This is a genomic window from Neisseria sp. HMSC074B07, from assembly GCF_001810355.1.
Taxonomy (GTDB): Bacteria; Pseudomonadota; Gammaproteobacteria; order Burkholderiales; family Neisseriaceae; genus Neisseria.
The window spans coordinates 37,600-51,986 of sequence record NZ_KV800981.1 but is presented as its reverse complement, the minus strand read 5'-3'; the positions used below and the strand labels follow the sequence as shown (position 1 = coordinate 51,986).

Below are 14,387 nucleotides of genomic sequence, written 5' to 3'. Positions count from 1 at the left end.
GTACTATCTGTACTGTCTGCGGCTTTGTCGCCTTATCCTGGTTTAAAGTTAATCCACTATACAACTCCTGTTTCAGACGACCTCTTACCCATAAAAAACCGCAGGGATAAACCTGCGGTTGTTGTTTTACAGTTTGCTGTCTTCGCTGTCGAGGAAGCTTCTGAGGCGGTCGCTGCGGGTCGGATGACGCAGTTTGCGCAGGGCTTTGGCTTCGATTTGACGGATACGTTCGCGGGTTACGTCAAACTGTTTGCCGACTTCTTCGAGCGTGTGGTCGGTATTCATGTCGATACCGAAGCGCATACGCAGGACTTTGGCTTCGCGCGGGGTGAGGCTTTCGAGGATTTCTTTGGTGACTTCGTGCAGGCTGGTGTACATCGCGGCGTCTGCAGGGGCAACGTTGTTGGCGTCCTCGATGAAGTCGCCCAAGTGCGAATCGTCGTCGTCACCGATCGGGGTTTCCATCGAAATCGGTTCTTTGGCGATTTTCATGATTTTGCGGATTTTGTCTTCCGGCATTTCCATCAACTCGGCAAGTTTGGCAGAATCGGGCTCTTCGCCGGTTTCTTGCAGATACTGGCGGGAGATGCGGTTCATCTTGTTGATGGTTTCAATCATGTGCACCGGAATACGGATGGTGCGCGCCTGGTCGGCAATCGAGCGGGTAATCGCTTGGCGGATCCACCATGTCGCGTAGGTGGAGAATTTGTAGCCGCGGCGGTATTCGAACTTGTCGACCGCCTTCATCAAGCCGATGTTGCCTTCTTGAATCAAATCAAGGAACTGCAAACCGCGGTTGGTGTATTTTTTGGCGATGGAAATCACCAGACGCAAGTTTGCCTGAATCATTTCCTGCTTGGCGGCTGCGGTTTCTTTTTCGCTCAACACCATGTTTTTGTTGATGTCTTTCAGCTCTTCGATGGAAATGCGGGTTTCTTTTTCCATGTTTGCCAACTCGGTTTGTTTTTCGAGGATGGCGTGGCGGAAGCGGTCGAGCGCGTCGCTCCAGACCCTGCCTTTGGCGACTTCTTCTTCCACCCATTTCAGGTTGGTGATTTCGGGCAGGAAGTTTTGGATGAAGTAGTCGCGTTCCATATGGACGCGGTCAAGGCAGATGTCGCGGATTTCGCGTTCGAGCTTGCGGATGTTTTCGACACGGCTGCGCAGGTTGCCGCTGAGGCTTTCGATTTGGCGGGTGGCGAAACGGACTTCCAAGAGCTTATTGGCGATGGCGTCACGGTGTGCCAGATAATCTGGGTGGCGGCTGTCGTGTTTTTCCAGCTTTTTGATCATCTTGCCGTATTCGCTTTCGATGAAGGCGAAGTGTTCCAGCACTTTTTGCTTCAATTCGGCAAGATGGGCAGCGGACATGGCTTCGGAGTCGCTGCCGGAATCGTCGTCATCGTCGTCTTCATCCGCTTCATCTTCTTCACTGCTGCCGGAATCGTCGTCGTTTGACGCGCTTTCCAAGTGCCCCAAGCCCAATTCGTTGAGCAACACTTCGTTCGGGTCGATGATGGCTTCGACCACTTCGTCCACGCGGATTTCATCCTTGCGGATTTGCTCGATCAGCTCGAGGATTTCGGCAATGGAGCCCGGACAGGCGGAAATCGCCTGCACCATGTTTTTCAGGGCGTTTTCGATTTTTTTGGCGATGATGATTTCGTCTTCGCGGGTCAGCAGGTCAACCTGCCCCATTTCGCGCATATACATACGCACGGGGTCGGTGGTTCTGCCGAACTCGGAGTCCGCGCTGGACAAGGCGGCTTCGGCTTCGGCAACGGCATCGTCGTCGGTTACGGCGGCGGCGTTGTCGCTCAACAAAATGTCTTCCGCATCAGGCGCCTGCTCGGTTACTTGGATACCCAAGCCGGAAATCATGCTGACGATGTTGTCGATTTGATCCGCATCGGACATATCGTCGGGCAAGGCGTCGTTGATTTCGGAATAAGTGATGTAGCCGCGTTCCTTACCCATGATGATGAGCTGGCGCAGGCGGGCGCGCTGCTCTTCGAGGGTCAGCGGACGGTTGTCGTCCTGTTCTTGATAGTCTTCGTGATTTTGGTCTTTAGACATGGATTACTTTCTTGATCTGATGGTGTGCCGACGGTTTGCATGATGCACCTGAAGGCGGAACAGAGTTACAACCGATTTAAATTCAATCTGCCGGGTTGTAACGCTGAGGTCGTCTGAAAGCTCTTTGGAACGGGTGTTCTGCGGGATCATCATGTTCGCAGCTTGGGACAATGCTTTTCTGACGGCCTGAAGGTTGCTGGATTCGGCTGGGATTGCCGTTCGTTCAATTTTGCTTTGCGGTCAAAAGCGACAGCAAGAGTTTTTTTTCATTTTCATTCAAACCCGATTGCAGGCTTTTCTGCTTGAGGGTTTCGATTTGTTTGTATTTTAACTCGTTAAGGAGTTTCTTCATGCCGATTTGGAAGTTCTCGCGGTCTTCTTCGCCTCCGCCTTCCATTTCTTCAGAATAGAGTGTCGATTGGAAGATTTGGTTCACGGTTTCTTCGTAAGGAGAACCGCGCATATACTCTAAAACCTGCGCGGTAGCAGGTACGGCGGCATGGCTTTTAATGGTTTCGGCGAGATTGGCAAGGCAGGCGAAATCGCCGTCCAACGCCACATAATCGGGCAGGTCTATATATGCAGCCCAATCCGGATTTATCAAGAGGCTGCGGATTTGCCGTTGCACCAGCGTCAACATGACAGGTTGTTTGACGGAAATCGGAGGCAGTTTGTAGCTTTTTTGTTTGACGTGCCGCTTCGGCGCTTCCTGCCCCAACAGTTGGGCGAGATTGTCGGGGTCGATGCCGACCAGTTCGCTAAGCCGTTGTTTTAACAAATAAGCCAATGCCGGCGCGGTAATCTGCGCCAAAAGCGGCGAACTGGTTTTCACCAATTCCGCCTTACCTTCCTGCGTATTGAGATTGAGGTCGTCTGAAAGATGTTCCCAGAAATATTCCGACAAAGGCTTGCTTTGATTCAACAGCGCATCTTCAAATTGCGCTTTTCCGTAGGCGCGGATGTAGCTGTCGGGGTCATGTTCTTCCGGCAGGAACAAAAAATGCAGCGATTTATCGTCTTTCAACTGCGGCAACGCGTTTTCCAGCGCGCGCCAAGCCGCTTTCCGTCCCGCGCTGTCGCCGTCGAAACAGAAATAAATACTGTCCGCCTGACGCATCAGGATTTTGACGTGTTCCGCCGTCGTCGCCGTACCCAAAGCCGCCACGCCGTAGCCCACGCCGAATTGCGCCAGCGCAACCACGTCCATATAGCCTTCAACCACCAAAATCCGCCCTGCGTCTTTGACCGCAGCACGACCTTCATACAAGCCGTAAAGATTTTTCCCTTTATCAAACAAAGGCGTATCAGGCGAATTCAAATATTTCGGCTTCGAGTCGTCCAACACCCTGCCGCCGAAACCGATGACCTGCCCGCGCGGATTGCGGATGGGGAACATAATCCGATGACGGAAGCGGTCATAATGCCGACCCTCATTGTCAATCACCATCCCCGTATCCACCAACGCGGTATTCGGGTACGGTTGGAACACTTGCGCCAAAGGCTGCCAGCCGTCGGGCGCATAGCCCAAACCATAATGCGCGATGACTTCCGCGCTCAAACCGCGCTTGTCCAAATAAGCCTTCGCCGCCGGATTGAATTTCAACTGTTGCGCATAAAAATCAGCCGCCGCAGCCGTCGTTTCCTCCAGCGTCTGCTGTTTTTTCTTACGTTCGGCACGGACTTCGGGATTATCGTTCTGTCCGCGCACTTTAGGCACAGCCATGCCCACACGGTCGGCAAGAAACTGCACCGCCTCCGGAAACGACAGCCCCTGATGTTCCATCACAAAACCAATCGCCGAACCATGCGCCCCGCAACTGAAACAATGATAAAACTGCTTGGTCGGACTGACTGAAAACGACGGCGTCTTTTCCTTATGGAACGGACAACAAGCCATATAGTTCGCCCCGCCCTTCTTCAACGGAACCTGCTCGTCGATAATATCGACAATATCGACTTTGGCCAGAAGCTCGTCAATGAAATCGGATGGAATCATAGTTCGGCGGATGCGTATGGACGGGACAAACGTTTTCAGACGACCTTTTATCTTAAAGGTCGTCTGAAAACGGAATCTCGAATCGGTTTGAAAACAAGATTCGTATTATAACGTGTATTCAGGATAAAAATAGCACTCTTACAAAACCGACTCCTTAGCTGACAGCTTATGCAACATAAACCCTCTAGGTCGTCTGAAAATTCGTTTTCAGACGACCTCGGATGCTTAAAACCTGTATTCTGCTTTGACGGTAAATTCGTTGCGTTTGTAGCGGTTCAGCCAGGACGAGCTTTTGTTGTCGGTGTGTTTGATGCTGAAAACGGGAGTGATGCCGCGGAAGGACGGACGGTCAAATTTGATGTCCAACTGATAGGTGCGTTCGAAATCATGGCGGCGGGTTTCCAGCCAGGCATGGTAGTCCTGATAGGCTGTTTTGCGCCAGATTGCCTGAAAGGTAGCGTCGATGCCGGATTCGAAACGCTTGTTGACGCCCGCGCGCAGGCCGTGCCGGCGGTAAGAATCCACTTTTTCGCGGCTGTTTTTGCGCAGGTAGTCGTAGCCGCCGAATACCAGCCAGTCTTTCGGCAGGGCGTAGATGGCGGTGGTGAACAGAAGCGTCTGCGGGCCGTTGAAATGTTTTAATTCGCCGCGGTAGCGGTCGTATTTGTGGTCGAGCTGCACGCCCAGCGAAGCTTGGTCGGAAAAGGTGCGGCTGTATGAAGCGCTGATGCCGGTGCTGCTGTCGCGCAGTTTGCCGCCCGACCATTCGTATTGCACCTGCGGGCCGATACTGAAGGAATGGTCTTTGCTCTGAAAACTGTAAGCGGGGCTGACGTTGATATTGTGTTCGCCGTATTCCTTGTTGCCGGGATAGAGCCGGCCCCATGCGTAGCCGCCCAGTTGCAGGCCGTGGTGGCCGTTGAGCGAAATGCGTCTGCTTAAGTTGGCGTCATATACCCACATCCGGTTTTTCAACGCATCGGGCGCGTAGGCATCAAGCCGTTCGCTGCGGCAGGACAGCATTCCGTCGCCGTCCAGAATCGGCTGCCCGTTCGAATCGAAACCGCAGCTTGTCTGATTGCGGACAACCGTCGCGCCCGACGACTGGTTTAAGTTGGTGTCGTAACCCGCGCCGAACGAAACCGAGCCGCTCCACGCATCGCGTTTCTTCAAAGCGTCGGCAAACACTTTGATTTTCTCATTGACGGCGGGCACTTCAGGAATATCGATGCCGTCGAACAATGCCGCCGATTCTTTGTTTTGTTTGTCTATAAACAGCAGCCGCGCCAAATCCAGGCGGCCGCGCAGAAATTCGGGATTTTTGCGGTAAAGTTCGCGGTATTTCGCCAGCGCGGCCTTCAAATCGTCGCGGAACACTGCCTGATTAGCCTCGGCAAACAGCACTATATCGGGGTCGGAATCATCCTGACGGCGGTAAATGTCCAACAGCCGCGCCGTTTCCTCTTCGTTTTGCGCGTTGACCGCCTTCATCAGCGACAACGCCAAATCTTCGCCGTCCTGCACTTCTCCCGCGCCGAACTCAACCGCCGTATTGTCCGCTTCGTTCCTTTCCTGCTGTGCGCGGCGGAGTTCCGTTCCCTGTTTGAGCTGCATGAAGCGGTCTTCCCTGTCGTCGGCAAACGCGTGGGGCAGCAGGCTGATAAAAAAAGGAAGGAGCAAAAGGCGTTTCATAAAATTCTTTCCTGTGTATCGGGCGGCTTTGTCTTTCAGACGACCTTTTCAAAGAAAAACTGACATTTCATCTTTACTACGCAAGAACAGTTTTTATTTAAATGACGGGTCGTCTGAAAATGAGCTTCTTAAGCCCATCGAAACAGCACGTCTTCAAACTCACGGGCCGTTCGGAAAATACCGGCTTAAACGCATTGCGAAGCCCGATATTTCCGAACGGCCCTGTACGATGTGCATTGTGTGTCGGATGATTTGTGTTTTATAGGCGGACGGAATGGGGAACGACAAAAACCGTCCGCCTTATCGCATTATGATCCATTATTTGCCGGCTTTCGTACCGCCAAAGGCAGTGTTGAGTTCACTGTTTCGACCAAAATCTGCCACGCCCGCAATCGCTGCGCCTTGGTTGCCGAAGAAATGACCGTGGGCCGTACCGACCACTTTGTTTGCCGTAGCCTTACCGGAGAAGGAAGCCTGCGCCGTATTAATCGTGGCATTGTTGATGGCGACATTCAAACCTGTACGTTTCATTTCGCCGTTCAGCGTCCGTTTACCGAAATCGGCTTTCAGCGTACCGTTTAAGAGGGCTGTATTTTGCGTATGATATTGGTTGATACCCTTAACCGTATAAGTGGCAGTACCCGTAGTCGGCAGATTGGTGGTTCGACCCGTGCCGCTGTAGAAGGCGGTGTAATTCGTACCTTTTGTACCGACAGCCGCACCGGAAGGAACGGCAGACCAGTCGCCGAAGTAAACATCCATATTACCGACTTTGGAATAAGATAAACGGCCTAAATGGGAATGGTCGGGCATTCTTGGAATATTGTCCCAAACAATACCTTTCATACGGTACAGATTCGCAACAGTAACGCCGTTTTTGTCTTTACCCAAAATGCCGTGAGCGAACGTTTTGACAAAAAATCGATTTGCCGTCGCATCAATTTTGGCAAAAGAAACAGGCTGATTGTTGGCAAGACCATTTTTATTTGTCGGTTTTACATTTAAGTCAACCACATTAATGGCAGCCTTACCGAAATTCGCGTCGTTTCGGTTAGTCTCCACTGTCGGGACAATATGTTTAACCCCTTTTACATTATTTAAAGAGAAGCCTGAAGCCGGATTGGCAGCAAACGCAGAAGAAGCGGCAAACGCAACACTCAATACCGCAACGGTTTTTACGAGTTTCATAATTCACTCCAAAATAAAAATTTACAAAATCAACGAACTTTCTCAAGAAGAATCTGAATCAAACTTACAAATCTGCCCTCTTGGAAAAGTAAGGTAAGTATATTCCTATTTTTAGGAAATAGAAACATGAATTATTATCATTTCTGAAAATTTACATTTTGCTAATATCAGAATTTCGATAATTGAATCTAGGAATTATTTTAGAACTTGCCCGTAATCCCTATCCTGATGGTTCTACCCGGTGCAGGCAGGTAAGAACGGCTCATCGGGTCGAGGTAGTAGCGGTTGGTCAGGTTGCTGCCCACCAGTTCGGCAGTCAGGTTTTTGCCGATTTTGTAGCGCAGGTAGGCATCCCATACCGCAACAGGCTGCCAGCGCATATCGTTATATTGGGGTTTATGATTAGTTCCCCTATATTGATTGAATATGTTGTAGTTAGGCTGCCACGCATCATTGCGGTTTTCATAGACGCGGCTGTGGTAATGAAGGCGCACGCCTGTTTCCAGTCTGTTGGCAAGAAAGCGGCTGCCCAATTCGGCATCAATCGACCAGCGTGGCTGAAGCGCGCTTGCCAGATAGCCCGAATCGCTCAAACCTCCGTGATTGCAGACGGGGCGACTCATGGTTTTGCCGGTTTCGGCAAAATATGTTGCATCGACATCTCCCGCAGTCACAGTCGACCATTGGAAGGTTTCGTCGCACATTTTGTTTTTCAGGCTGCGGAATACGTTCAGGCTACCAAAGACGCGTCCGGTATCGAAGCGGGTGGACAGCTCGGCACCACTGCGGATTTGTCTGTCGAATTGTTCGAATTCGAGATTGTCGTCCCTGTCGATAACGTTTTTGGTCTTGTTATGGAAGTAGTTAATGCGGAAATCCGCTTTTTTCATTTTCGGTAACAATCCTGTCAAATCATGAATATAGCCGACTTCCCAGTTTTTGGCGTGTTCGGGCCGCCAGCCATAGCCCATGCGGTTGAATGAGCCGGCGGCAGTAGAAAAGCCGTAAGTCCCTTCAAAAATGCTGGGGTAGCGCAGGGTTTCGGTATAGCGCAAATAGGCGCGGCTGTAATCAGTAAAATTGACAGTGGCAGAAAATGCGGGCACCCAACCGCTGCCTTTCTGCTTCATCGCCCGCTGCCTTTCGGCTTCGGTCATCGGAGTCGTATATACACTTGAGTCAACGTTATAATATTTGGGCACAAATTTCGGGCTGTTGGGATTGGACGGGTCGTAAACGGGATTGGGGACTTGGGCGTGCAAATCGGGAATGCTGCCGTTGGTAAGGGGATGGTCTTTCATATTCAGACGACCCTTATCGTCTTTCAGCCAGTAAAAATCTGTCTGTTCATTGGGATTGACCCATGTACTTCGACCACTACTCAAGGTCGGTATAGTCGAATTCCAGTCAATTTGCTGATATTTCTTTAATTGTTCTGCATATTTCTCTTTGGTATATAAGTCTCCCAAATCCAAACTGCCATCTGCCAAAGCATCATTGATCGCCTTGTAATCCGCATATTCCTGTGGAGTAATCACCCTCACGACCGAATATTTCATCCCCCTGTTCATCTCTAATGGATAGCCGGTTTTATATGTACCGCTTTCCAAACGTTTGCTTTTATCCTGAAGTTGGAAATTGGTATATCGCCCGCCTGCCGTCAACGTCAGCCAGCGGAACGGCTCATAGCGGAAATTGAAGCCCAGATTGTATTCGCGCCGTTTGCCGTTGCGCGGTACGCCGAATTCGTTTAATCCGTAATTTGCCCTGATGGTGCTGTTTTCAAGTTCTTCACGGTATTTGTCGTATCCGCCGCTTTCGAGTTCGTCTGAAAAATCATTGCGCGATGTCAGTTTCTCATTTTGAAAATCGCCCATCAAGGTCAACGACAGTTTGTCGCTCAATTTCATACGGTTGGAGAATTGAAAACCTGTCCGGTTGTTACGGGCGTAATAGGCGTTGCCTTCGATGGTGTTGAAGCGTCCGTTGGTATTGGGCGTTTCAGGTTTGGGCGGTTTTGGGGCTTCAAAGCCTGCATCCAGCAATTCCTGCCGCTCTGCGGGGGTGTATTTCTGCCATCTGTCGTACTCATCCCATGCCCGTTGAAATACCAAATCTTCATAAACGGTATCGCCGGGCGAGCCGCCTGCGGTATTGGTTTTGGATTTGGTGCGTGTCGTCCAAAGCGTGGCATCGAAATCTATCCAACGGCTGCCCTCGGGCTTCCACGAATAGTCGATATTGTAGGAACGCTGTTTGACCCATGCCTGCGGCCATTCGGCAATTTTGTTGAAGACGGAAGCATCCCAACTGATGGGGCCGATAATACGCGAAGGCATGATTTCGCCGAACGTGGAATCGGTATGGCGCAGGCCGAATTTGAGCGTTTGGCGATTCGGCAGACGGAAGGTGGTTTTACCTACCCATGATTTGGTTTCGAGCGAAGTATTGCTGACTTCTCCGCCCGGATGGTAGAAAAGTCCGATTTTTGAAATATCGGGTGCGCCCAGCATGTTTTCACTGCCGTAAAATTTCTCGCCCTTGGCAGCGGCTTCTTCTTGACGACGTTTTAATTCGTCTAAAGTTTCTTGTGTCCAAGGACCGATATAGCCGTAACGTTCCGCCCCTTTTTTGCCGGAAAAATAATTGCCTTTACTGCGGTAGGCATAGGCGAGCATGGCATCGAAATTGTCCTGCTTGGTGGCAGCGGCAATGCGGTAGGCTTTATCCTCCCCAAATTTATTGCGTCCGTTGAAACGCTGGTCGATTCGGTCGGTATCGTCAAAAAATGAACGCCAAATACCGCCCGTCGCTACTGCGGGAACAGGCAAGGTTCGATAATCGACTGAATGTTCATAAGCATTCTCACGCCGCTTAATGGAATTATTGGAAGCCTCCGCCTTCACTTCAAATCCGTATTTCTGCCCTTCGGGGACAATATCGTCGGCATCTATGGTTTTCAGGGCGACGGAGCCGCCTATGCCGCTTTTCATATCGCGGCTGAACGAAGGGCCTTTTTCGATGGAAACGCTGCTGATGATGTTGGGATCGACGTAGTTGCGGTTGTTTGCGCCTGCGTAGCCGCGCCAGACGGTAATCGCCTGCTCCGTGCCGTCGATGGTAACGGGAATCCGTCCCTGCCCCTGCACGCCGCGTATATTGGGATCCAGCGCGCCGCTGTTGCGCGCATCGCCGCTGTACACGCCGGACATACCGCTTAAAAGGTCGGATACGGTGTTGCCTTTGAAGGTTTCGACATCTTCCTTGCCTTTGTAGAGGTTGACGATTTCGCGGGTATAAACTCGGCTTTTACCGATTTCATCTTTATTGCGTGTGCCTTTGACGGTAACGGGATCGAGAATGACGGTTGGCGTATTATCGGCAGCATAAATGATGGGAGAGAAACCAATGACGGCGATGCAGGCGGCAAGGGTGTTGATTTTGACTGGCTTCATAACGGATTCCTTGTGTGGCGGAATGTCAGACAGCGTCGTCTGAAAGTTTTCAGACGACCTCGGAAAGGTTTTGCCGCAAGTCAGATTGGAATATAAATATAATAATTTTGATTATTATTTGTATAATTTTTTGAGATTTTAACAACTTTTTAAGCGCATGCAAACATTTGCCAGATATATCCGCATTCAATAGTTAAAATGATTTAAAAACTTATTCCATTGTTTAACATGAAAATATTCCATTTCTATATAACCCATATAGGCAAACAAGAAATTCAAAAATAAAAATTGCCTGAATATGTCTTATCAGCCGGTCAAAACACTTTCTTACCATTCAAACGAAAAGTCCTAACTAAGCCCATAAGACATTTTCAGACGACCTTTTTAGCTACCTACTTTGGGTTCTTTTTCTCATGTGACTCAAACTGCTCAAGCAGTTTGCGCTTTTATCCTATGAGGAGAATAATGACTTCCATCCATCATCTATACACACGAGGACAGGCATGAATTCTTTTGCATCATTGTTAAACCATCCCGATATTTCTTTTCTCCCGATTCCATACAGCATCAAAGTCGATAATCCGGCGACAGGCGAGACTTTGGCGTTTGTTCGCACGACTCGTTCAGACGGCCTCAAGCTGCTGATTCAAAAGGCGGAGGCCGCACAAAAATTATGGGCGGCAAAAACTGCGTTGGAACGCGCCGATGTGTTGTGGCGTTGGTATTTTCTGATGAAGGAAAACAAAGAAGAACTGGCGCGCATCATGACGATGGAACAGGGCAAAAGCCTGACCGAGGCGCGCGGCGAAATCGATTATGCGGCTTCGTTTGTGCGCTGGTTTGCCGAAGAAGCGCGGCGGATTGACGGCGATGTGCTGACAAGCGTGAAAGCGTCGCAAAAATTGGTCGTGTTGAAACAGCCCGTCGGCGTTACCGCTGCGATTACGCCGTGGAACTTCCCGTCCGCGATGATTGCGCGCAAGGCCGCGCCTGCTTTGGCGGTGGGCTGCGCGATGATAGTCAAGCCCGCGTCGCTCACGCCCCTGAGCGCGTATGCGCTGGCCTTGCTGGCTTACGAAGCGGGCGTGCCGCAGGATTTGCTTCCCGTCGTCAGTGGTCGCGCTTCGGAAATCAGCCATGAATTTGCCACGAACCCGACCGTGCGCAAAATCAGCTTCACCGGTTCGACCGAAGTCGGCGCGAAAATTTTTGCCGACAGCGCGGCGGACATTAAAAAACTCAGTTTGGAACTGGGCGGCAACGCGCCGTTTATCGTGTTTGACGATGCTGATTTGGACAAAGCCGTCGAAGGCGCGCTGGCCAGCAAGTTCCGCAACAGCGGCCAGACCTGCGTCTGCACCAACCGCGTGTACGCTCAATCCGGTATTTACGACGAATTTTGCCGCAAATTAAGTGAAAAAGTGGCTATGCTCAAATTGGGCAACGGCTTGGATGAAGGCGTGAACCAAGGGCCGCTGATTGAGGAAAAAGCGGTGGAGAAAGTCGAGCAGCACATCGCCGACGCGCTCTCCAAAGGCGCGGTCTGCCTGACCGGCGGCAAACGCAGCGCATTGGGCGGAACGTTTTTCGAACCGACCGTCTTAAGCGGCGTAACGGCGCAAATGGCGGTGGCGCGCGAAGAAACCTTCGGGCCGTTGTGTCCCGTGTTCCGCTTTGCAACCGAAGCCGAAGTCATCGCGGCCGCCAACGATACGGAATACGGTTTGGCGGCCTACCTCTTCACCTCCGACACCGCCCGCCAATGGCGCGTAGGCGAAGCCTTGGAATATGGCATGGTCGGCATCAATACCGGCTTAATCAGCAATGAAGCGGCACCGTTCGGCGGCGTGAAACGCAGCGGGCTGGGACGCGAAGGTAGCAAATACGGTGCGGACGAATATTTGGAATTGAAATATTTGTGTATCGATGTGGCGGATTGAGTTTAGTCTCAGGAGGTCGTCTGAAAACGTAACTTCAATAAGATAATCTCCCCCTATCTTTGTAGCAGCACTCTGAAAAAATTGGCGGAAATCAACAAATACGCGATACAAGACTAGCGTGTCGTGCAACTGATAAGTTCGCCAAATATTTTGCTGGGGCAACGACACCAAATTTTAAGGCTCACTGGATAGTATGGGAAAGTCCGTTGGTAGGCCGGCAAACAGGGGAGATATAGTGGATTTGAAACTGTTTACTTGAAGCAATAATTTTTAAAGCAATAACATAGGAAAAAAGAAAATGAAAAGATTGTTTATATTTGCTCTAGCTTGCTTTACTGCGAGCTGTACTGTCACACCAAAAGTCGAATCATTGCCTGATGCAGAATTAAATAAGCCATATTTCATAGAATTTAATGTGGCTAACCAAGCTACTTATCCTGATTATTTCAAAGTAAAAATGAATCCTCTGAATTCGGGGTTGACTGTAAAGCCCATCGATGAATGGTATGATACGGTTCATATTTCTGGAACTCCACAGACCAAACAGGATATTACGATTGAAATCTCTTATTATATAAGAGGGCCAGGAGGATTTTTAGGATTGGGAAAGAAGGATCATAAGAAATTTTATCAGATAAAAGTTAAAGAATGAGTTAAGGTTATCTGAAAGTTTAGTTTAGATAGCTTTCCCCTAAGAAAGGAATGTTGATATTTCAAGGAAACACCGCGTTGTTTACATAACAGGCGTAGGTTGAATTGAAAACCTAACTTTCTCAAAGGTCGTCTGAAAAATTTCTAAAAGCCAGCTTTGGAGCAATCGATTTTAGAATTTTGTGAAATATCAGTGTAAATTATGGAGCATATTTTAATTATGATAAGGAAAGTATTTATCTTTTCGGCTGTAATAGCATTATCCGGTTGTTTTGCCGGCAAACATAAAGTTCAGGCATTACCGGATGCAGAATTTAATAAGCCATATTTCATAGAATTTAATGTGGCCAATCAAGCTATTTATCCCGATAATTTCAGAGTAAAAATGGATCCTCCGAATTCGGGGTTGACTGTAAAGCCCATCGATAATTGGTATGATACGGTTCATATTTCTGGGACTCCAAGGGCGAAGCAGGATATTAAAATTGAAATATCATATTTAATAAGAGGACCCGTAGGTTTTTTTGAAGATAAGGAACAGAAGAAATTTTATCAGATAAAAGTTAAAGAATGATTTAAGGTTATCTGAAAGTTTAGTTTAGATAGCTTTCCCCTAAGAAAGGAATGTTGATATTTCAAGGAAACACCGCGTTGTTTACATAACAGGCGTAGGTTGAATTGAAAACCTAACTTTCTCAAAGGTCGTCTGAAAAATTTCTAAAAGCCAGCTTTGGAGCAATCGATTTTAGAATTTTGTGAAATATCAGTGTAAATTATGGAGCATATTTTAATTATGATAAGGAAAATATTTATCTTTTCGGCTGCAATAGCGTTATCCGGTTGTTTTGCCGGTAAGCATAAAGTTCAGGTATTACCGGACGCAGAATTAAATAAGCCATATTTCATAGAATTAAGAACTAAATATGCTGCTTATCCCGATTATTTCAGGGTGAAAATGGATCCTCCGAATTCGGGATTGACTGTAAAGCCTACCAATATGTGGTATAACAAATTGAATATTTCTGGAACTCCACAGACCAAACAGGATATTAAGATTGAAATATCTTATTATGTAAGAGGAGCAGTAGGCTGGTTTGAAAGTATGGACCAGAAAGAATTTTATCAGATAAAAGTCAAAGAATAAGTTAAGGTTATCTGAAGGTTTAGTTTAGATGGTTTTTCTCAAAGAAAGGATTGTTCATATTTCAAGAAAGCACTGTGTTATTTACATAACAGGCGTAGTTTGAATTGGACACCTAACTTTCTCAAAGGTCGTCTGAAAGTTTTCAGACGACCTTTTTACTAATGGCAGTCGTCCCGTTCGATTGTTCATGCAACAGAAAAAACGGAAGATGATATAGTGGATTAACTTTAAACCAGTACGACGTT

Annotated in this window: 9 protein-coding genes; 4 read left to right on the top strand and 5 right to left on the bottom strand. The window is 48.8% G+C overall.

All coding sequences use genetic code 11. The features are described 5' to 3' along the window. Positions 1-126: 126 nt before the first annotated feature. The 5 genes from rpoD to HMPREF2726_RS11350 form a co-directional block, all read right to left on the bottom strand. Complete coding sequence (gene rpoD / locus HMPREF2726_RS11370) at positions 127-2,076, bottom strand: RNA polymerase sigma factor RpoD (protein WP_009312099.1); 1,950 nt, start codon at positions 2,074-2,076, stop codon at positions 127-129. Between the two features lie 223 nt (positions 2,077-2,299). Beyond that, on the bottom strand, positions 2,300-4,072 hold the full coding sequence (dnaG, locus tag HMPREF2726_RS11365) for a DNA primase (protein WP_070603420.1): 1,773 nt from the start codon (positions 4,070-4,072) through the stop codon (positions 2,300-2,302). A 225-nt stretch (positions 4,073-4,297) separates the two neighbouring features. Beyond that, positions 4,298-5,764 carry a surface lipoprotein assembly modifier gene (locus HMPREF2726_RS11360; protein WP_070603418.1) on the bottom strand — a complete coding sequence of 489 codons (1,467 nt, stop codon included), beginning with the start codon at positions 5,762-5,764 and terminating at the stop codon, positions 4,298-4,300. A 318-nt stretch (positions 5,765-6,082) separates the two neighbouring features. Next, positions 6,083-6,952 carry a Slam-dependent surface lipoprotein gene (locus tag HMPREF2726_RS11355; RefSeq protein ID WP_070603417.1) on the bottom strand — a complete coding sequence of 290 codons (870 nt, stop codon included), beginning with the start codon at positions 6,950-6,952 and terminating at the stop codon, positions 6,083-6,085. Positions 6,953-7,152: 200 nt separating this feature from the next. Then, positions 7,153-10,407, bottom strand: a complete 3,255-nt coding sequence (locus HMPREF2726_RS11350; protein ID WP_070603415.1) for a TonB-dependent receptor domain-containing protein — start codon at positions 10,405-10,407, stop codon at positions 7,153-7,155. 503 nt (positions 10,408-10,910) lie between these two features. Between HMPREF2726_RS11350 and HMPREF2726_RS11345 the strand changes: the two genes are divergently transcribed. The 4 genes from HMPREF2726_RS11345 (at position 10,911) to HMPREF2726_RS11330 (ending at position 14,142) form a co-directional block, all read left to right on the top strand. Then, positions 10,911-12,347: an NAD-dependent succinate-semialdehyde dehydrogenase gene (locus tag HMPREF2726_RS11345; RefSeq protein WP_070603414.1), complete on the top strand. Its 1,437-nt coding sequence runs from the start codon at positions 10,911-10,913 to the stop codon at positions 12,345-12,347. Positions 12,348-12,645: 298 nt separating this feature from the next. Further along, positions 12,646-12,999: a hypothetical protein gene (locus HMPREF2726_RS11340; protein WP_049223884.1), complete on the top strand. Its 354-nt coding sequence runs from the start codon at positions 12,646-12,648 to the stop codon at positions 12,997-12,999. A gap of 201 nt (positions 13,000-13,200) precedes the next feature. Next, on the top strand, positions 13,201-13,572 hold the full coding sequence (locus tag HMPREF2726_RS11335; protein WP_049224246.1) for a hypothetical protein: 372 nt from the start codon (positions 13,201-13,203) through the stop codon (positions 13,570-13,572). A 201-nt stretch (positions 13,573-13,773) separates the two neighbouring features. Continuing rightward, positions 13,774-14,142, top strand: coding sequence for a hypothetical protein (locus tag HMPREF2726_RS11330; RefSeq protein WP_049223035.1), 369 nt, complete (start codon positions 13,774-13,776; stop codon positions 14,140-14,142). Positions 14,143-14,387: the final 245 nt, after the last annotated feature.